Annotated in this window: 21 protein-coding genes; 9 read left to right on the top strand and 12 right to left on the bottom strand. The window is 42.2% G+C overall.

Annotated features, from left to right (window positions below):
- The first annotated feature begins 65 nt into the window (after nucleotides 1-65).
- A complete protein-coding gene (locus tag W03_RS04540) occupies nucleotides 66-530 on the top strand; it encodes a type IV pilin protein (RefSeq protein WP_244071821.1) in 465 nt (154 codons plus the stop codon).
- A 45-nt stretch (nucleotides 531-575) separates the two neighbouring features.
- Here W03_RS04540 and phoU read toward each other — a convergent pair whose 3' ends face one another.
- From phoU to W03_RS04525, 3 genes are all read right to left on the bottom strand, one after another.
- The gene (gene phoU, locus W03_RS04535; protein ID WP_244071819.1) at nucleotides 576-1,283 is read right to left on the bottom strand and encodes a phosphate signaling complex protein PhoU; all 708 of its coding nucleotides are present in this window, start codon (nucleotides 1,281-1,283) and stop codon (nucleotides 576-578) included.
- 69 nt (nucleotides 1,284-1,352) lie between these two features.
- Nucleotides 1,353-2,012 (bottom strand): ribose-5-phosphate isomerase RpiA, encoded by a 660-nt coding sequence (gene rpiA, locus W03_RS04530; RefSeq protein ID WP_244071817.1) that lies wholly within the window; start codon nucleotides 2,010-2,012, stop codon nucleotides 1,353-1,355.
- Between the two features lie 137 nt (nucleotides 2,013-2,149).
- Complete coding sequence (locus tag W03_RS04525; RefSeq protein ID WP_244071815.1) at nucleotides 2,150-3,367, bottom strand: NnrS family protein; 1,218 nt, start codon at nucleotides 3,365-3,367, stop codon at nucleotides 2,150-2,152.
- Between the two features lie 138 nt (nucleotides 3,368-3,505).
- Between W03_RS04525 and W03_RS04520 the strand changes: the two genes are divergently transcribed.
- The 6 genes from W03_RS04520 to scpB are packed head-to-tail and all read left to right on the top strand — an operon-like array spanning nucleotide 3,506 to nucleotide 8,334.
- The gene (locus tag W03_RS04520) at nucleotides 3,506-4,348 is read left to right on the top strand and encodes a 3',5'-nucleoside bisphosphate phosphatase (RefSeq protein ID WP_244071813.1); all 843 of its coding nucleotides are present in this window, start codon (nucleotides 3,506-3,508) and stop codon (nucleotides 4,346-4,348) included.
- Nucleotides 4,349-4,391: 43 nt separating this feature from the next.
- Entirely contained in the window at nucleotides 4,392-5,024 is a 633-nt protein-coding gene (locus W03_RS04515) for an L-threonylcarbamoyladenylate synthase (RefSeq protein WP_244071811.1), read from the top strand.
- A complete protein-coding gene (locus W03_RS04510; RefSeq protein ID WP_244071810.1) occupies nucleotides 5,017-5,682 on the top strand; it encodes a site-2 protease family protein in 666 nt (221 codons plus the stop codon). Before W03_RS04515 ends, W03_RS04510 begins: the two co-directional genes overlap by 8 nt.
- 24 nt (nucleotides 5,683-5,706) lie before the next feature.
- Complete coding sequence (locus W03_RS04505) at nucleotides 5,707-6,909, top strand: tryptophan--tRNA ligase (protein WP_244071808.1); 1,203 nt, start codon at nucleotides 5,707-5,709, stop codon at nucleotides 6,907-6,909.
- A gap of 38 nt (nucleotides 6,910-6,947) precedes the next feature.
- Nucleotides 6,948-7,763, top strand: a complete 816-nt coding sequence (locus tag W03_RS04500; protein ID WP_244071806.1) for a ScpA family protein — start codon at nucleotides 6,948-6,950, stop codon at nucleotides 7,761-7,763.
- Entirely contained in the window at nucleotides 7,741-8,334 is a 594-nt protein-coding gene (gene scpB, locus W03_RS04495; protein ID WP_244071804.1) for an SMC-Scp complex subunit ScpB, read from the top strand. Before W03_RS04500 ends, scpB begins: the two co-directional genes overlap by 23 nt.
- 63 nt (nucleotides 8,335-8,397) lie before the next feature.
- Here scpB and W03_RS04490 read toward each other — a convergent pair whose 3' ends face one another.
- Nucleotides 8,398-8,763 (bottom strand): hypothetical protein, encoded by a 366-nt coding sequence (locus W03_RS04490; RefSeq protein WP_244071801.1) that lies wholly within the window; start codon nucleotides 8,761-8,763, stop codon nucleotides 8,398-8,400.
- A gap of 176 nt (nucleotides 8,764-8,939) precedes the next feature.
- Here W03_RS04490 and W03_RS04485 point away from each other — a divergent pair, with 176 nt between their 5' ends.
- A complete protein-coding gene (locus W03_RS04485) occupies nucleotides 8,940-9,317 on the top strand; it encodes a hypothetical protein (RefSeq protein ID WP_244071800.1) in 378 nt (125 codons plus the stop codon).
- A gap of 516 nt (nucleotides 9,318-9,833) precedes the next feature.
- Entirely contained in the window at nucleotides 9,834-11,546 is a 1,713-nt protein-coding gene (locus tag W03_RS04480) for a bifunctional diguanylate cyclase/phosphodiesterase (RefSeq protein ID WP_244071798.1), read from the top strand.
- Nucleotides 11,547-11,665: 119 nt separating this feature from the next.
- On the opposite strand, the gene W03_RS04475 is transcribed toward W03_RS04480, so the two are convergent.
- The 8 genes from W03_RS04475 to hfq form a co-directional block, all read right to left on the bottom strand.
- On the bottom strand, nucleotides 11,666-12,103 hold the full coding sequence (locus tag W03_RS04475) for a GNAT family N-acetyltransferase (RefSeq protein ID WP_244071796.1): 438 nt from the start codon (nucleotides 12,101-12,103) through the stop codon (nucleotides 11,666-11,668).
- Between the two features lie 57 nt (nucleotides 12,104-12,160).
- Complete coding sequence (locus tag W03_RS04470) at nucleotides 12,161-13,456, bottom strand: adenylosuccinate synthase (protein ID WP_244071794.1); 1,296 nt, start codon at nucleotides 13,454-13,456, stop codon at nucleotides 12,161-12,163.
- 30 nt (nucleotides 13,457-13,486) lie between these two features.
- Nucleotides 13,487-14,638, bottom strand: coding sequence for an ATP phosphoribosyltransferase regulatory subunit (locus tag W03_RS04465; protein ID WP_244071791.1), 1,152 nt, complete (start codon nucleotides 14,636-14,638; stop codon nucleotides 13,487-13,489).
- Between the two features lie 35 nt (nucleotides 14,639-14,673).
- The gene (locus W03_RS04460; protein WP_244073694.1) at nucleotides 14,674-14,859 is read right to left on the bottom strand and encodes a DUF2065 domain-containing protein; all 186 of its coding nucleotides are present in this window, start codon (nucleotides 14,857-14,859) and stop codon (nucleotides 14,674-14,676) included.
- A gap of 151 nt (nucleotides 14,860-15,010) precedes the next feature.
- A complete protein-coding gene (hflC, locus tag W03_RS04455; RefSeq protein ID WP_244071789.1) occupies nucleotides 15,011-15,892 on the bottom strand; it encodes a protease modulator HflC in 882 nt (293 codons plus the stop codon).
- A complete protein-coding gene (gene hflK, locus W03_RS04450; RefSeq protein WP_244071787.1) occupies nucleotides 15,893-17,077 on the bottom strand; it encodes an FtsH protease activity modulator HflK in 1,185 nt (394 codons plus the stop codon).
- A gap of 35 nt (nucleotides 17,078-17,112) precedes the next feature.
- On the bottom strand, nucleotides 17,113-18,288 hold the full coding sequence (gene hflX, locus W03_RS04445; RefSeq protein WP_244073693.1) for a GTPase HflX: 1,176 nt from the start codon (nucleotides 18,286-18,288) through the stop codon (nucleotides 17,113-17,115).
- A gap of 24 nt (nucleotides 18,289-18,312) precedes the next feature.
- On the bottom strand, nucleotides 18,313-18,558 hold the full coding sequence (gene hfq, locus W03_RS04440; protein WP_244071785.1) for an RNA chaperone Hfq: 246 nt from the start codon (nucleotides 18,556-18,558) through the stop codon (nucleotides 18,313-18,315).
- Between the last annotated feature and the right edge of the window lie 153 nt (nucleotides 18,559-18,711).

The following is an 18,711-nucleotide window of genomic DNA, read 5'->3' as shown; positions in this document are numbered from 1 at the left end:
ACAAGATCAATGGTCAACTTTCAGCTTTTGAGTACATAAAATTTAACATAAAGGAACCAAACACTATGAAATTTAATACAGCTTTATATTACCCGCATTCGCGTGGCTTCACTTTAATAGAGATTATGGTCACAGTTGCCATCATCGGAATTATTGCGGCAATTGCACTGCCATCCTATCAGGAACACGTAAGACGCGCTAATCGAACCGAAGCAAAAGCTTTATTACATGAAAATGCACAGTTTATGGAGAAATTTTATAGTCAGCATAATCAATATGATGGAACATCTGGAGCAGATGGAATTGCAAATACCGGCGATGATGGCGCTGTAACTTTACCTATCACAAAATCTCCTAGAGATGGCACTAAGCAATATGACATCAACCTCTCAGCAGTTGGGAACAACACCTTTACTTTGCAAGCAGTACCAACCGGCTCCATGGCAGGAGATACTTGCGGTACCTTGACATTGACCAATACGGGGGTTCGGGGTTCCAGCGGAAGTATCGACGAATGTTGGAATCGTTAAATTTTAATTTGATAATCTGGCAAGAAACAAAGGAAAATCGAACTATTATTCCTTTATTTCTTGCTCGATTTGATCTGCAGTTACGTGACGCACATCTTTTCCTTTCACCATATACACCACATATTCCGACATATTTTTTGCGTGATCGCCAATCCGTTCAATTGCCTTAGCAATAAACAATATCTCTAGACAAGTAGAAATCTTTCTTGGATCTTCCATCATAAATGTAATGAGCTGGCGAAGAATAGAGCGAAATTCTTCATCAACAAATTCATCCTGACGCACAATCTGCGCAGCAGCATTTAAGTCTAGTCGCGCAAAAGAATCCAATGCTTTATGTAACATTTCCATCGCAATACTTGCCACATGCTTGATTTCATTAAAGCGCGGAATATGTATACGATCCGCTGCATAAATCAATTTTGCCATGCGCGCAATTTTTGCAGCTTCATCACCGATACGTTCCAGATCCGTAATGGTTTTAATGACCATCATGATTAAACGCAAATCACTGGCTGTTGGCTGCCTCCGTGCAATAATCTGATTACAAATTTCATCAATTGACACTTCCATGGCATTCACACGATGATCGCGTGTAATCACCTGATCAATCAAATCCTCATTGCCTGTTATCAACGCTTCAATTGCACACTCAATTTGTTCTTCAACAAAGCCTCCCATTTGTAGCACACGTGTCCGAACTTCTTCTAGGCTTGCATCAAATTGTTTAGAAATATGTTCTTTGTTTTGCATGAGTGTTTTTCTCGACTGAAGGTTCTTGTATGAAATTTATTGGTAAATAGATAGGCAAGATAATACGAATCAAATCGATATTGTTTTAACGCCGCTATCAGTCCCCAGTAGCAACACATTAGCAGACCGCATAGCAAAAAGCCCATTGGTTACCACTCCGGCAATTTGATTCAGCTTCGCTTCCAATTCCACAGGATTCATGATTTTCATCCCATAAATATCAAGAATCACATTACCGTTGTCAGTTTTAAAACCTTGCCTTAGTGCCGGTTGCCCTCCAAGCAACACAATTTCCCGCGCAACATAACTACGAGCCATGGGTATTACCTCAATAGGCAATGGAAAATTGCCCAATACTTCGACCAATTTACTCTGATCAGCAATGCAAATAAATTTTTGTGCAACCGCAGCAACTATTTTCTCTCGTGTCAATGCTCCTCCGCCCCCTTTAATCATATGCAAATGTTCAGTAATTTCATCCGAGCCATCCACATAAACGGGAATATCCATAACATCATTCAGATCTAAAACTTCAATTCCATGCCCCTTAAGGCGCTGAGCTGTCGCATCTGAGCTCGCAACTGCACCCTCAATCTGATGTTTGATTTTAGCCAATTCATCAATAAAGTAGTTGGCAGTAGAACCAGTTCCAACCCCAACAATAGATCCTACGGGAACATATTGTATAGCAGCGGCAGCTACTGCACGTTTTTGTTCATCTTGAGTCATAATGCTCCTATTCTCGATAATAATTACTAATTTAGCGTACCAGGATAGCGTTATCCAGTAATTATAACAACGCTTATTGAACGATCTAAGATGACTCTGATATATTGTTCCTCAGACTATCGTTATTAACTGGTAATCTAACCCTGTTTTCCATCGACCCTGGGTTTCCAATAGATCGGCACATACTTAACAGCCCATAAAACGAAGGAAAACAGCCAGATCAATCCAGCAATTACATATAATTGCGGCATTATTGTTGCCGCTAATGGAGCATCAGCGATTATTCTGAGTACTGCAGTTGCCTGAAACCCTAAAAATAATATCCAAGTAAATTGATCCAATTCTAATGGGCGTCCTGAATGTCCAAGCGTGACACGAGAAACCATTGCCAAAATCATACTCGTGAAAAATCCAATGGTTAACGCATGTAACGGTGCCAATCCAAGTATCACCTTACCAGATTGCATATAAATAAAACTTTGCAAACCATACAACACCATAGATATAGCAAACCAAACAAATGAAATATGCAACACTGCTAATAATTTAACACGAAAACTACGCACCCATCCCCAACGATAAGAAAGATAAAAGGCACACAATGCCAACGGGATATCTACCATCCATAAATAACCCCTTATTTCCATCAACTGCATGCCCCCATGCACCACAATGAATGCAATCATTAGCCAAAGCAACCAGAATGGCCGCACCATCACATAATTATCCAAAACGCGGCTGGAAAAAAAAGGAATCATACGATGCGACACCGTTAGTACAATTGGCACCAAAAAAAACCAAACGCCGATATGATTGGAAAAATCAATCATGAAGGGATTACCTGTAACTAACCACAATAGATAAGCCGTCAATCCAAGCCATCCCATTAAAAGAGCAATGCTAATTACCTTGGCATGTCGCTTATCCTGCGCAGCAGCCGTAAACAATATTCGTAACAACACATACACAGCCAAACTCCAGCCAATAAGCATGACTGCAACGCCAACTATACTTAGTTCTTTACCTACCGCCAATCCAATATAAAATAGCAGTACGCCACACAGCATTAGCACACAAGTCGACAGATATCCGCGAGGTTTAACTTTTTCTCCATTCATCCAGTTGGGATATGTCGTAAACAAAAAACCAAAAATAAAGAACGGAAAGAAGCCATAGATCATCAAAAAAACATGCGCCCAGATCGGTGCAATACTCCAATTAAAGGCTGTCCCCACAACGGCATAGCGCCCGCTAAGATCAAAAACCCACCAAAGTAATGTCAAAATACCTTGCAGTGCACCAATCAAAAACAGACACCGATGAGGAGCGGCAGAGATATAATTCCATACGGTCATTTGATTAACCATCATATTTCCTATAAATATTTTTATTGCTCATTTTTTAAAACAGTTTCGTTGATTATTTGCATCACTGTTTTTCCTAAACTCGGTTATTTGTTATTATGCGCTTTGCACTTTGCGTAATCTTCATTTATGCTCAATATTGACCTGCACTGCCATTCTAATATCTCAGATGGACTACTAACGCCTACTCATTTAGTGGAGCGCGCATTACATCGAGGCGTTGAAACACTAGCACTGACAGATCATGACGATATTGCTGGATTGTCTGAAGCGCAAAAAGCCGCCGACAGCAATCACATCAAATTTATCAATGGAGTAGAAATCTCCGTCAGCTGGCGCGGTCGCACATTGCATATTCTTGGCCTTGCAATTGACCCAAAGTATACTCCACTGTTAGAAGGCCTGGCCACCCTACGCGCAGGGCGGTTATCACGAGCGGAAAGAATTGCTGCAGAGCTGGAAAAAAATGGTATTCATGGCAGCTTGGAAGGCGCCTGTGCATATGTTGGAAATCAAGGCATCATCGGGCGGACTCATTTTGCACGTTTTCTCGTTGAGCGAGGAAACGCCAAAGACATCAAATCAGTGTTTAAAAAATACCTTGTTAAAGGAAAACCAGGATACACACCCCACCAATGGGCAGAATTAAGTGATGCGATTAATTGGATCCGAGGAAGTGGCGGTCAAGCAGTAATTGCGCACCCTGGCCGTTATGGTTTAGGTAAAAATGTCACACAGGATTTATTAGATGAATTTTGTCAGCTAGGGGGTAGTGCACTTGAAGTCATCTCCCCAAGCCACACCTCTGAACAAGTAAAATTTTATGCACAATGTGCACAAGATATGAAGCTATCAGTTTCTTGCGGATCAGATTTTCATGGCCCAAATGAAAGTTATTATGACTTGGGTCAACTCCCGAATATTCCCCCGGGTTGTATACCCATTTGGCACAACTGGAAAAACAATTCATAATTCTATCTGATTCTATTTATCTGCATCCAACGATACCCTTACTGTGGCTCAATTTTTCTCAATTCATTCCAACACACCTCACTCACGATTGATCAAACAAGCTGTTACGATAGTTCGTAGCGGCGGCGTGATTGTTTACCCAACTGATTCTTGCTATGCTTTAGGATGTCACCTAAATGACAAAACAGCAATGTCTCGTATCCGCACTATTCGACAAGTAGATGAACAACATCACTTCACATTGATCTGTCGAGACTTGGCAGAGATTGCGACTTATGCCAAGGTTGATAACAGCCAATATCGATTACTAAAAGCAACCACACCGGGTAACTATACCTTTATTTTACAAGCAACTCGTGAAGTACCACGCCGAATGCAACACCCCAAACGCAATACTATCGGATTACGCATTCCCGATCATCCAGTGGTTCTAGCATTGCTTGAAGAACTCGGCGAACCTTTGCTCAGTTCGACTTTAATATTACCCGGCGATGAATGGCCTTTAAATGATGCAGAAGAAATCCGCAATCGCTTAGAACATCAAGTAGATTTAGTCATGGATTCTGGATCATGTGGCATTGAAATGACAACAGTAATTGACTTAACTAAAGATACTCCAGAATTGATTCGGCAAGGAAAAGGACCTATAGCACCCTTTGGTATCAATCATGGATAGTATTATTCAAGGTATTGCAATTTATGCCTTACCTGTTATTTTTGCCATTACTTTGCACGAAGCCGCCCATGGATACGCGGCAAAACATTTCGGAGATTTTACTGCGTACAATGAAGGACGAATTAGCTTGAATCCGGTTCGTCATATTGACCCTATCGGAACCATTCTGGTGCCGCTCTCATTGTTTATCATCAGTAAGATGACAATGGGGGCAGGTTTTTTATTTGGTTGGGCAAAACCGGTTCCGGTTAATTTCTCTAATTTACGACACCCAAAAAGCGATATGCTTTGGGTGGCTGTAGCCGGTCCGAGCGCAAATCTATTCATGGCCATTCTCTGGGCAGTAGTCATCAAATTGGCAATCGCAGTCCCTGAAAGTAGTCTTGCTAAACCAGCAGTTCTAATGGGGATCGCCGGTATCGAAATCAACATTATTTTGATGGTACTAAATTTACTGCCGCTACCACCTTTAGATGGCGGTCGAATGGCTGTTAGCTTACTACCCCATCGCTTGGCATACCAATTCTCGCGTCTTGAGCCTTATGGATTCGTAATATTGCTGGTCTTGATGTTTAGCGGTGCGCTAGGAGCGATAATTGGTCCCATTATTATTTGGTTCAAAATAATGATCGTATCACTTTTCGGATTATATATTTAACAATGTCGAGATTAGGAAAGCATCATGTTTGCTGATCGTGTTTTATCGGGTATGCGCCCTACAGGCAGCTTACATTTGGGGCATTACCACGGTGTTTTAAAAAACTGGATTCATTTACAGCAACAGTATGAATGTTTATTTTTTGTAGCTGACTGGCACGCTCTGACAACACATTACGATACACCAGAAATTATTGAACAAAATGTTTGGGATATGGTGGTCGATTGGCTGGCTGCGGGAGTAGATCCGTCACAAGCAACGCTGTTTATTCAATCAAAAGTACCGGCACATTCAGAGCTATACTTACTATTGTCAATGATGACGCCGCTGGGTTGGCTGGAGCGTGTTCCAACCTATAAAGATCAGCAGGAAAAGCTATCCGACAAAGACCTAGGCACCTATGGCTTTCTCGGCTACCCTTTATTGCAAAGCGCAGATATACTGATTTATCGTGCCAACTTGGTTCCAGTAGGAGAAGATCAAGTTCCTCATCTGGAATTTACTCGGGAGATCGCACGCCGATTCAATCATATTTATGGCAAAGAACTCGGATTCGAAGAAAAAGCGGAGCAGGCAATTAAAAAGCTAGGATCGAAAAAATCGAAATTATATAATGAATTACGCAACCTCTATCAGGAACAAGGTGATGGAGGTGCATTAGAAGAGGCGCGCTCACTCTTAACTGAACAGCAGAGTCTAAGCCTCAGTGATCGCGAAAGATTATTTGGATACTTGGAAGGCGGTGGAAAAATGATTCTGGCAGAACCTGAAGCATTGTTAACCGGAGCTTCTAAAATGCCTGGCTTGGATGGACAAAAAATGTCTAAGTCATATGACAATACGATCAGCTTACGAGAAGATCCAGTCAGTATCGAAAAAAAGATTCGCACCATGCCAACTGATCCAGCCAGAGTTAGACGAAGCGATCCAGGTGACCCTAATAAATGCCCGGTCTGGCAATTTCATATGGTCTATTCCAACCACGATACACAAGAATGGGTACAACAAGGTTGCCGTAATGCACAGATCGGTTGCTTGGATTGCAAATCACCAATAATTTCGGCCATTTTAGCTGAGCAGGGTCCAATATATGAGCGAATTCAAAAGTACGAAGAAGATCCAACGCTAGTTCGTAATATTATTGCCGATGGCTGCGAGAAAGCTAATAAATTAGCCGAAGAAACCATGCGCGATATCCGAAAAGTAATGGGATTAAATTACTCCTAAGCTCAAGATCTCGCACGATCAATTGATTTACAATTAATATGTACCCTGTCATAGTAAGTTCAATCGACCAACCCAGAATACCTACTTCCATTGCCAGAATCTGCGGCGAGCCATTGCTAGAAATTCCACAGGATCTATATATTCCACCTAACGCGTTGGAAGTTCTGCTTGATACATTTCAAGGTCCTTTGGATCTTTTGCTTTACCTAATTCGTAAGCACAACCTCAATATTCTCGATATACCGATGGCTGAATTGACACAACAGTATATGCGTTATGTTGACACAATGTGCGCCGATCAATTAGAACTGGCCGCAGAATACTTACTAATGAGTGCATTACTCATAGAAATCAAGTCACGCATGCTACTTCCCGCCATGCCTAAAATACATACCGAAGAAGATGATGATCCACGTGCAGAATTGGTTAGGCGGTTATTGGAATATGAACAAATCAAAAAAGCTGCACTGCGTTTGAATGAATTACCACAAGTCGGTCGTGAAATTACTGTGACACAAGTATGGACAGCACATACGCCGATCGATCAGTCTCCCAGTCTTCATATTGATGACCTCCGACGAGCTTGGGAAACCATTCTTTCTCGCTCTCATATTCACCAACATCATCAAATTAAGCGCGAAACATTATCTGTTCGGGCCTATATGAGCCAAATCATGCGCGATTTGCAAATACATGAACAATTGCAGTTTCACGAATTATTCAGCGCCTCCGCAGCTATTGCAGAAGTTATAGTAACTTTTTTAGCGATTCTCGAACTTGCCAAAGCATTAGTGATAGAAGTTACCCAATCTCAACCATTCGAATTAATTTATGTCCGATCCATTAGCGATTGACCACACAAATACTGCGGATGAAACGCACGATCTCAATAAAGTAATTCAAATCCTGGAAGCAGCTTTACTATCCAGTCATGAGCCTCTATCTGCGCAAGAGCTTAGAAAACTATTCAATCATGAATTGACTGCTTCTCTAATCACTAGCCAACTAGAAAAGATTCGCGACAAATGGACCAATTCTTGCGTAGAGCTCACTCAAGTAGCCAGTGGTTGGCGATTTCAAGTTAGACTCGAGATACAGCCTTATCTCAATCGCCTGACTCCGCAAAAAGCACCGCGTTATACACGTGCCGTCATGGAAACTCTCGCAATTATTGCTTATCATCAGCCTGTTACACGAGGTGATATAGAAGAAATACGGGGAGTAAGTACTTCCGGTGCCATTCTCAAAACACTAAGCGCACGTGGCTGGATTGAAACCGTTGGCCACCGGAGTGTTCCAGGCAAACCTGCACTATTTGCAACCACAGAAAATTTTCTAAATGACCTGAATTTACGTACGTTGGAAGAATTACCACCACTGGAAGAAATGAAGTCTCTAATTATAAATGACAAAATCTCTGTATAACGGAATACTTTATTACATTGCCGAGTCAGCTTTGAATAGTTGATTGATTAAATTCATCCCGCCTTAATCTTTTTTGATATCAATAGGCGGCTTACAATAGAATCTTGCAGGAAACTCCGTAGTTTGTTTGCGATTCCGAACCACATCCCCACCCTCTTTGACACATACTGCAACCGATCTATCCAAATTGGGAAAATACTCGTTAGAACCTGGTTGCGCTGAAGTTGGTGGTACCTGTTCGCGTATTCGTTTGCATAGCTCTGGCTCGGTTAATTTAATAGGCGAGTCTTGCATTGCAGGTAACGGACATAAATTACAAGGATCCCCCGAGCATAAGCAACCTGCACATTCTGCGTAAGCTGATGAGAAAGAAAATACAAATACTAAACCTCCAAAAAGCAATATAATATTTTTACGAATGCGTTCCATCAAATACTTTTCCTTTTAACAATCAATTATCAGATTATAAATTCAAAAATTCTCACTATACTAAGATAGAATGCTACTTTGTATCCTGATTATATAATCTTTATTTACTTTTCCATCGTCTGCTTTTTTCGTAATATAAGAGCAAAAAATGCGGATTTTTATCACTTCTAAAAAACATGAAAGATAATAAGTATTATCAATATTCTATTCATCTAAGGTTTTTAGCGCGCTCCATTTTATTATTTGTAATCGTGGCTATATGCTCTCCCAATACAATGGCCCAGAACATTGAACAATTGCAAAAGAATGCAAGCATTACTTATGAAAAAATGATGCAAGCCAAGCAATCTGCAGATAATCTAGAGAAAGATTTCATCTCGGCAGAAAAGAAATTGACCGAAGCTAAAGAAAAACTCGCTACCGCCGAGCGTGAGACAACCGATGCTAAAAGAAAATCAGATCAAGCTAAAGCTATTCTCGATCAAGCTGTAAATCACTGGAAAAAAGCTTCTGATGATTTAGCGAATGAATGGGGAAAATCTGAAATCAAATAATCCATAGAAAAAATGGAGCCGTAGTAGATTAGCTTAGTTGTTAAACCAATCAAATGAAGATAGTCATTACGAATTATTAAGGAGAATATCGCCCAGCAACTCTATACAAAAATAGGGTTGCCGACAGCGCTGATTTTAGGTGACGCTGAGTATCTCAGACTTGATCGAATAATTCCTTAGATAGAATTCATGCTGTAATTATTTGCACGGACTGTCTTGTTAGCATATACTCGCCTACAGAATTTCAAGGCCAGCGAAAGGGTCACTGTGTTAACAAAATGCACTGTTAATTCATCGAAGTACTCGGTATTATTTGTGAAGTACCCGAGCTTGCGCGCACTGTTCAAGATGTGGATTTCTTTTATTGAGTTCAATCCGACACACATCTGCAAGCCATCACTCCAAAATAGTAAAATGCCCGCAACTACTAGCCTCCAGTGCTGTATATGCCTAGAGTCATAACCACTGCGGACTCCAACTCTGAAATTTCTACTTCATTGAGATGAGTTTCGCACTATGAAAAAGAAACGAATTCCCGCTGCATCGTCGTTCTTTCGGCAGATGATTGATCTGGTACCTCATTTCATATTCGCCAAGGACAGCGAGGGGCGTTACATCCTGGCCAATGAAGCGGTGGCCAAAGCATATAATATCCCGGCTGAGCAAATCTGCCAGATGTGCGACGCCGACTTCGCATTCAACTCGGAAGAAGCTGCGGGCTTTCGCCGTGACGATCTGGAAGTACTTCACACCGGGAAAATCAAGTACATCAACGAAGTGATCACCGATTGCAATGGCAACGTCCGCGATCTGATGACCACAAAGGTGCCCTTCGACAGTCCTGAGACGGGTCCGGGCGTACTCGGTCTGTGTATCGATGTCACCGAGCGTAACGCCGCACTCCGGGAAATCGCCTATCTGGCGCAGCATTGCCATCTGACAGGACTTCCCAATCGCTCTCAGCTCTCGGTGTTTCTTGAGGAACCCATTCGGAATAGCGAATCCTGCGCACTGCTCTTCATTGATCTCGATTACTTCAAGAACATCAACGACTCTCTCGGACACTTAGTAGGAGATGTCTTCCTCAAACTTATCTCGGCCCGGTTTGAGCAGCTACGCAACCCGAAAGACTTCGTGTGTCGAGTCGGTGGAGATGAATTCATCTTTGTGCTTCGTAATACGAATGCCGATGCAGCCAGCACATTCTCGTCAGAACTCTTGCGCACCGTGGCAGAGCCGGTCATGGTCGACGGAATGGCGCTGATGAGTTCGTGCAGTATCGGCATCGCACAATCACCACAGCACGGGATGGCTGAAGACGTTCTCATGAAACACGCCGACGCGGCACTTTACAAGGCGAAAGCTCGCGGACGAAATACGTTTCAATGGTACTCAGAGGAATTGCACCATGCAGCGGATCGACGTTTGATCATCTATAATGGACTTCGAACCGCAGTGCATAATGGCGAATTGGAACTACATGTCCAGCCAATTGTTGACGCACATTCGAGCGCCTATGCTTCAGCTGAAGCGCTGCTTCGATGGAACTCTCGCGAGCGCGGGCCCATTTCTCCGAACGAGTTCATCCCATTGGCGGAAGAAACAGGCCTCATTAGTGTCATCGGCAATTGGGTGATTGAAGAAGCATGTCGGATACAACGGGCTTGGCTCGACCAAGGCATCGATTTTCATCTCAGTGTCAATGTTTCTGCGCGGCAATTGCTTGAGCCTGGTTTTGAGAGCTACTTTCGAGAGACCTGCAGCGCGGCTGATGTGCCGCCAGAGAAAATTGGCGTGGAAATCACCGAAGGTGTCTTGCTGGGTGACGTTGAATCAGCATGCAGTGTACTGTCTTCTCTCGCTGACAGCGGCGTAACCGTCTCGGTGGATGATTTTGGTGTGGGGTATTCAAGCCTAGGTTACCTGCGAAAGTTGCCGCTCACGTTTCTGAAGATCGATCGTTCATTCGTCAAAGACTGCGTAGAGAATTCTGACGATGCGATCCTCGTTCGTACCATCATCATGTTAGCCAAAAACTTGCGACTAAAAGTCGTGGCCGAAGGCGTGGAGACTGAGGCGCAAGTAAGCTTCTTACGCGCAGAAGGTGTTGATTTTTTCCAAGGATTTTTGTTCGCGAAACCAATGCATGTCGACGATGTCACGGCGTACCTGTTAGATGAATGCGCCAAGGTAAGCACGTGCTACAAAGCTCGCCGATGGATTCTGTAGCTTCTTAGATGATTTTGATCCAATCAAAATTGATGGTTGATAATTCATGGGCTTAATCCAAAAAGTAAGCTACACGATTCCGTTATCGTTTTCACCCATTGAACCTACAATAACCAATTTCAAGACAAATCAAGTACCATGATTATATGCGGGATACCTGCTTCCATAAATTCTTTCCCGCGCTTTTGGAAACCAAATTTTTCGTAAAATTCGACAGCCGTCAATTGTGCGTGTAAGGTTGCTTTTTTCATTCCCAGAGCCCGCATTTCCTGAAGGATTCTTCTTAGCATAGCAGCGCCAATTCCTTTTCTTCGCCATACTTTCAGCACTGCCATTCGCCCAATATGACCATCGGGCAGCAACCGTGCGGTACCGATACTATTCCCTTCAAAATCCTGGACAAGAATATGCGTGCAAATCTGGTCCATCGAATCCCATTCCATTTCTTCTGGAACATTTTGTTCGGCAATAAAAACTGCTGAACGTACACTACGCAAATTCGATTCCTTATTTCTCCAATTAACAATCTCGATTCGATAAGGAAAATCGTCACTCATTCAGAAATATATCCATCAGAAACAACTGTGCCTTGGCAGGCTCTCAGGAAACAAACTTTACTCAAAAGGATGACGTAACAAAATAGTATCCTCTCGATCTGGGCCAGTAGAAATCATATCAATGGGCACTTCACAAACAGTCTCTAAGTATTTCAGATAATTTTGGGCAGCCTTGGGCAAACGGTCAAATTCTTTAATACCGGCGGTGCTTTCTTTCCAGCCAGGCATTTCTTCATAAATAGGCTCGCAACGATCAAAATCATCAGCGCCAATTGGTAATACATCACTACGCGTACCATCGTTTAATCGATAGCCTACGCCTAAATTAATACTTTCGACACCATCTAATACATCAAGCTTAGTAATACACAGGCCAGTCACACCATTGACTTGAATAGAGCGTTTCATAGCCACCGCATCAAACCAACCGCAGCGTCGTGGGCGTCCGGTAGTTGAACCAAATTCATGTCCACGAATTGCTAAGTGCTTACCGATATCATTATCCAATTCTGTTGGAAAAGGACCTGAGCCAACACGTGTAGTGTACGCCTTGGTAATACCAAGCACATAATGCAACATTTGTGGACCAACTCCACTACCAGGTCCTGCCGCACTTGCCACACAATTACTTGACGTAACATATGGATAAGTACCGTGATCAATATCCAACAAGGCTCCTTGGGCTCCCTCAAAAAGTAGATTCTGCCCAGCTTTGTTAGCTTTAAACAGCAATTGCGCGACATCGGCCATCATCGGTTGAATTTTTTCACCCTGCATGAGCGCCTCATCCATTGTTTTCTGAAAATCAATCAATGGCGCAGAAAAATAATTTCTTAATACAAAATTATGATAATCCAGTACCTCGGTTAGTTTCGCGGAAAACCGCTCACGATGAAATAAATCCTGTAGGCGAATCGCACGTCTAGCTACTTTATCTTCATAAGCCGGGCCAATTCCTCGGCCTGTCGTACCGATTTTTCCTTCACTTCTCGCAGTCTCGCGTGCATTATCCAAAGCAATGTGATGCGGAAGAATTAAAGGACAAGCTTCGCTAATACGTAACCTTCCCGCAACATCAATTCCACTCTTTTCAAGCATATCGATTTCATTCAACAACGCTTCAGGAGAAAGTACAACGCCATTACCAATATAACAAATTACATTGCTACGTAAGATTCCCGAAGGAATCAAATGCAGTATGGTTTTTTGACCACCGATAACCAATGTATGGCCTGCATTATGCCCACCTTGAAAACGAACCACACCTTGCGCATGATCTGTCAACCAATCGACAATTTTACCTTTACCTTCATCGCCCCACTGCGTACCAATGACCACAACATTTTTAGTCATGTCTAAATCTCTAATTCCCTTAGCGAAATATTAAATTTCTTTAATGATCCATTTACCTTTACTGAAAACCAATTCCCTGTCATAGTCATCCAAACCTTTGGTATTTCCCGGTAAATCGACTACTACAATTTGTCCTGATTTTCGCAACGCCGCAATCTGAGCTTGCAATTCTTGATTATTCACATCAAAAGGCGCCCTTATGCCTTTTGGATACTGCTGCGGTTTATTTAATCGAGACAGCGCTCTCAAATCCATACTAAAACCAGTTGCTGGCCTAGCTCGACCAAAAGCCTTACCGATCTCATCATACCGTCCCCCTAAAGCTACCGCATTCGCACTGCCAGATGTATATGCCGCAAACACTATGCCTGTATGATAGTGATAACCCCGCAAATCAGACAAATCAAAAGCTATTTTCTCCACCGATACCTTCAAGTCTCTCTCGATCACGGTAAGTTCGTCTAATGCCCTGCTCACTTCTGGATAATCAGGCAGGTGCTTCTCAGCCACTCTCAAAACCTTTTTATCGCCATAGAGCTCTGGCAATAGCAACAACGCTTCACGTGTGGGTTTTCTGAGTTTGCTCGACAATTCTTTCAACGAAGGAATATCTTTTGCCTGTAAAACAGCAAAAAGTTCAGTTTCGAGTTCTGTCGATACACCGCCTCGCTTAATCAATCCGCGAAACACGCCGACATGCCCCAAGTCCAAATGAATTTGATCGATACCAGCGACAGAAAGACATTGCAGCATCAATTGCTGAATTTCAAGATCACTTTCCAAACCAGAATGACCATATAATTCAGCGCCAATTTGCAAAGGCTCTCGGGTTTGCGTTATTCCGAATGGTATAGTATGCAAAATACTGCTGGCATAACATAAGCGTGTTATCCCATCACAGTTCAACAAATGTGCATCTATACGAGCTGCTTGCGGTGTCATATCGGCGCGCAATCCCATCAAACGGCCACTCAGTTGATCAATCACTTTAAAAATACGTAAATCCATATCGCTACCACTACCTGACAATAAGGATTCGATATACTCTAATAAAGGAGGAACTACTTGTTGATAACCATGCACAAACAGTAAATCGATAATCTCTCGCCGCATCAACTCAATGCGATGCGCTTCAGCCGGTAAAATGTCTTCAATATACTCTGGAAGTAGCCAGTTACGCATGATTCAACTTACTTGTCGCCAAAAAATATAAAAAATTAACTGATGATGAGTAGCAGCATTACCCCAATCAGCATTGAAGTTAGCCCAATAAATCGAATGTGATTGTCATTAATTTCAATCATTTTCCTAAATGCTTCCCGCCAAGTGTGCGGAGATAAAAAAGGCAGTATTCCTTCTAAAATTAACATTAATGCAATCGCGATCAGAAAATTTTCCCACATCATCACAACAACTTTACTCCATATCGTTACTTCATTGATTGAGAGAATGCACTCATACAAAAACTAAGAGGTTCATTAATCGAGTATTACCACCACGATCTCAGAACCCCTTTGAGAGTTAATAAACTAATCCGTAGTTAAACGCCAAGAATTACTTTGTCCCCGTTATACTCGGTTGCTTTAAGTACTTAAAGAAGTCGGAAGTAGGCTCAAGAACCATCATATCGCCTTTGCTCTTAAATGACTGCTTGTATGCATCGATACTTCTCCAGAATGCATAAAACTCAGCATCTTTTTCGAAAGCCGAAGCGTAAATAGCTGCTGCTTGCCCATCACCTTGCCCCATATTCTTTTGTGCTTCACGATAAGCCTCAGCTAATACAATCTCGCGCTGTTTATCTGCATCCGCACGGATTTTTTCTGACTCAGCAGCCCCCGTTGAACGCAATTCGTTAGCGACACGCTTACGCTCAGCTTCCATACGTCGGTAAACAGATTCGCTCACTTCTTGTGGTAAATCAACGCGCTTCAACCGAACATCAACAACCTCTACGCCAATGGAGCGCGCATCGTTATCGGCTTTCTGACGCATGATCTCCATAATTCTATCGCGCTCTCCTGATACCACATCATGTACCGTACGATTACCGAATTCATCGCGCAAGCTTGCATTAATCGTTTGTGCCAAACGCGTTTGAGCCAAACCCTCATCTCCACGTACGCTAATATAGTATTGCTTAACGTCAACAATACGCCACTTGACAAAGAGATCAACTAAAACGTTCTTTTTCTCTGATGTAATAAACCGCTCAGGCTCATCCGTATCCATCGTTAAAATGCGCTTCTCGAAATACAACACATTTTGCGCAATGGGAATTTTGAAATATAAACCTGGACTGGTTTTAACATCAATAACTTCACCCAACTGGAACAGAATTGCTTGCTGACGTTCATCAACAATATAAATAACCGAACTACCAAAAAAAACCAAGGCAACAACGACGCCCAAAAGACCTGATGAAAAATTTCTCATTTATCGACTCTCCCGTTCACGACTGCGAAAAGAATCCCGTGTTCTTGGATTGCTATCCGATACTGTTTCTTGTGGCTGTGTAGTCTGCACACTGACGGGAGATGACAGTGGAGACCCACTACTCATTAACTTATCCAATGGCAAATACAGCAAATTGTTACCATTTTTCTGATCGACAACAATCTTACTTGTTGAGGACAAAACCTGTTGCATCATGTCAAGATATAAGCGATCACGAGTAACACTAGGTGCTTTACTATACTCAGTCTGAATCTGTTCAAAACGACTCGCATCACCCTCCGCGCTTGCTATTACACGTTGTTTATAACCTTCCGATTCTTGAATTAACCGCGCAGCACTACCCACAGCACGGGGAATAACGTCATTAGCATAAGCTTGTCCTTCATTTTTCTGACGTTCCCTGTCTTGTCCCGCTTTGACTGCATCATCAAAAGCTGCTTGAACTTGTTCAGGCGGTTGCGCGTTTTGCATCGTTACCCTGTTAATCAAGATACCGATCTGATAACGATCCAGTATTCTTTGCATTAATTGTGTAGCGTTAGCTGCAACTTGCTCACGTCCTTCATATAGAACATAATCCATTTTACTTTTACCAATCACTTCTCGAATAGCCGTTTCCGCTGCCTGCAACACTGCATCTTCCGGGCTACGATTCTTGAAAAGAAAATTTTCAGGATCATTCAATATATATTGCACTGCAAATTGTATATCGATGATATTTTCATCATCCGTCAACATGAGCGACTCACGCAGCACTTTATTCTTTACATTACTACGGTAACCGATTTCTACTGTACGAACTTGACTGACATTGACTAATTCAGCTTTTTCAACAGGATACGGCATATGCCAGCGCAAACCGGCGGGCGTAGTATCAACATACTTTCCGAAGCGTAGCACAACGCCCCGCTGTCCTTCATCGACGATGTAAAATCCACTTGCAAGCCACACCGCCAACATTAAACCCATAATTAATACAATACTTCCACTGCCGTGCGGTTTGGATTCCCGATTACGTTGATTCTGGTCATCATCTTTATGATTACCTTTTTTTTGACCGAAAAAACTGTTTATTTTTTTATTGACGTTCCGCAATACTTCATCCAAATCCGGTGGATTGGAACCACCCTTATTTTTCCCCCATTGAGGATCATCTAATCCCATAATAGTCTAGTTCCTATTGTATTCGTTCAAAAAAGTCATTGCATTGAAGTATGGACTTCGATTACTTCTTTTGTACCAATAGCAGATTCTCTATCTGTTTTCTTAGAATGCTCTAAAATTGATTCTGCCAATGCTAGTCTTAAAAAATCCAGACCATCGCCAGTCTTAGCGCTTATACAAATCCGATTCATTCTACCATATTCATCGCGCACATACTTTGCCCCTGCAGTAATCAACGAAACCATTAAATCGCTCTTATTGAAAATCTGGATCTGTGGAATAGTATCTGCACCTATATCTTTGAGAGTTTTATTCACCTGATCTACTTGCTCATTCCAATTAGAAGCACTTGCATCTATTACATGCAGCAATATATCCGCCTGTACCGTCTCTTCAAGTGTCGCACGAAACGCAGCTACTAATGTATGTGGCAAATCTCTAATGAATCCCACGGTATCGGAAACCGTAACTATCCCTGCTGCTTCACTCAAATACAATTTCCGCGTGGTCGTATCTAAGGTTGCAAAAAGCTGATCAGCCGCATAGCTTTTCGCAGCAGTTAATTTATTAAAAAGCGTTGATTTTCCTGCATTCGTATACCCAACAATCGAGACGGACAATATTTGCGCACGTTGCCTCTGTCGTTTTTGTACTGTTCGCTGACGTTGTAATACCGATAATTTTTCTTTTAATAACTTGACACGTTTGCGAATTAAACGACGATCAGTTTCTAATTGTGTTTCACCAGGTCCACGAAGACCAATCCCTCCTTTTTGCCGTTCCAAGTGAGTCCAACCTCGAATCAATCGCGTAGCAAGATGCTCAAGTTGCGCCAATTCAACTTGCAATCGTCCTTCATAACTTTTGGCTCGCTGCGCAAAAATATCTAAAATTAAACTGGTACGCTCTACTACATTACATTTTAAATACACTGATAAGTTACGCTGCTGCGCGGGAGAAAGATCATGATTAAAAACAACGAGTGCAGCATTCGTACTCGAAACAAGCCGAGCTACTTCATCAACTTTACCCGAACCAATAAAAGTGCTTGCATCAGGACGCGATCTCTTTCCTTCTACAATTCCAGCAATAGCAAGATTTGCACTTAATACCAGTTGCTGTAATTCATGCAATCGGCCATGGTAATCACCACAACCAAAATCGAGACTCACAAGAATAGCATTTGTTAGGTTTTGTTTTAATTCAAACATACCCGAGTCAGGTGCACTCAAGTGCTATATATCATGAGACTCTGACACTTCAATTGGAATAGTCACAGACCTTGCAGGTACTACAGTAGAGATAGCATGCTTATATACCATCTGCGTAACAGAGTTCTTCAACAACACTACATACTGGTCAAACGAATCAATTTGTCCCTGCAGTTTAATTCCATTTACCAAATATATTGATACCGGAATATGCTCTTTCCTTAATATATTGAGAAATGGATCTTGCAGCAGCTGCCCCTTATTACCCATAGGTAATTCCTTATTCTAATTATGGTTGGCGGAATAGTGACTCTACTTCATTTTTTTGTGTAAATCTAGCAGTTCGTATTAAACAAGCTAAATTTTGCAGATAAATTGATGATTGACGACAATCATATGCACAACCAGCATCTCCGATGGAGC

The sequence above is a fragment of the Nitrosomonas sp. PY1 genome, from assembly GCF_022836435.1.
Lineage (GTDB): Bacteria > Pseudomonadota > Gammaproteobacteria > Burkholderiales > Nitrosomonadaceae > Nitrosomonas.
This window is presented reverse-complemented; position numbering and strand designations above follow the sequence as displayed.

Bases quoted from the DNA above. Each gene is read 5' to 3' on its own strand.
- W03_RS04520 (WP_244071813.1), top strand. From the start codon at position 3,506: ATGCTCAATATTGACCTGCACTGCCATTCTAATATCTCAGATGGACTA.
- W03_RS04485 (WP_244071800.1), top strand. From the start codon at position 8,940: ATGAAAGATAATAAGTATTATCAATATTCTATTCATCTAAGGTTTTTA.
- hfq (WP_244071785.1), bottom strand. From the start codon at position 18,558: ATGGGTAATAAGGGGCAGCTGCTGCAAGATCCATTTCTCAATATATTA.
- W03_RS04540 (WP_244071821.1), top strand. From the start codon at position 66: ATGAAATTTAATACAGCTTTATATTACCCGCATTCGCGTGGCTTCACT.
- W03_RS04470 (WP_244071794.1), bottom strand. From the start codon at position 13,456: ATGACTAAAAATGTTGTGGTCATTGGTACGCAGTGGGGCGATGAAGGT.
- W03_RS04480 (WP_244071798.1), top strand. From the start codon at position 9,834: ATGAAAAAGAAACGAATTCCCGCTGCATCGTCGTTCTTTCGGCAGATG.
- rpiA (WP_244071817.1), bottom strand. From the start codon at position 2,012: ATGACTCAAGATGAACAAAAACGTGCAGTAGCTGCCGCTGCTATACAA.
- W03_RS04505 (WP_244071808.1), top strand. From the start codon at position 5,707: ATGTTTGCTGATCGTGTTTTATCGGGTATGCGCCCTACAGGCAGCTTA.
- W03_RS04510 (WP_244071810.1), top strand. From the start codon at position 5,017: ATGGATAGTATTATTCAAGGTATTGCAATTTATGCCTTACCTGTTATT.
- hflK (WP_244071787.1), bottom strand. From the start codon at position 17,077: ATGGGATTAGATGATCCTCAATGGGGGAAAAATAAGGGTGGTTCCAAT.
- W03_RS04460 (WP_244073694.1), bottom strand. From the start codon at position 14,859: ATGTGGGAAAATTTTCTGATCGCGATTGCATTAATGTTAATTTTAGAA.
- hflC (WP_244071789.1), bottom strand. From the start codon at position 15,892: ATGAGAAATTTTTCATCAGGTCTTTTGGGCGTCGTTGTTGCCTTGGTT.
- W03_RS04500 (WP_244071806.1), top strand. From the start codon at position 6,948: ATGTACCCTGTCATAGTAAGTTCAATCGACCAACCCAGAATACCTACT.
- W03_RS04490 (WP_244071801.1), bottom strand. From the start codon at position 8,763: ATGGAACGCATTCGTAAAAATATTATATTGCTTTTTGGAGGTTTAGTA.
- hflX (WP_244073693.1), bottom strand. From the start codon at position 18,288: ATGTTTGAATTAAAACAAAACCTAACAAATGCTATTCTTGTGAGTCTC.
- scpB (WP_244071804.1), top strand. From the start codon at position 7,741: ATGTCCGATCCATTAGCGATTGACCACACAAATACTGCGGATGAAACG.
- phoU (WP_244071819.1), bottom strand. From the start codon at position 1,283: ATGCAAAACAAAGAACATATTTCTAAACAATTTGATGCAAGCCTAGAA.
- W03_RS04465 (WP_244071791.1), bottom strand. From the start codon at position 14,638: ATGCGTAACTGGCTACTTCCAGAGTATATTGAAGACATTTTACCGGCT.
- W03_RS04525 (WP_244071815.1), bottom strand. From the start codon at position 3,367: ATGACCGTATGGAATTATATCTCTGCCGCTCCTCATCGGTGTCTGTTT.
- W03_RS04475 (WP_244071796.1), bottom strand. From the start codon at position 12,103: ATGAGTGACGATTTTCCTTATCGAATCGAGATTGTTAATTGGAGAAAT.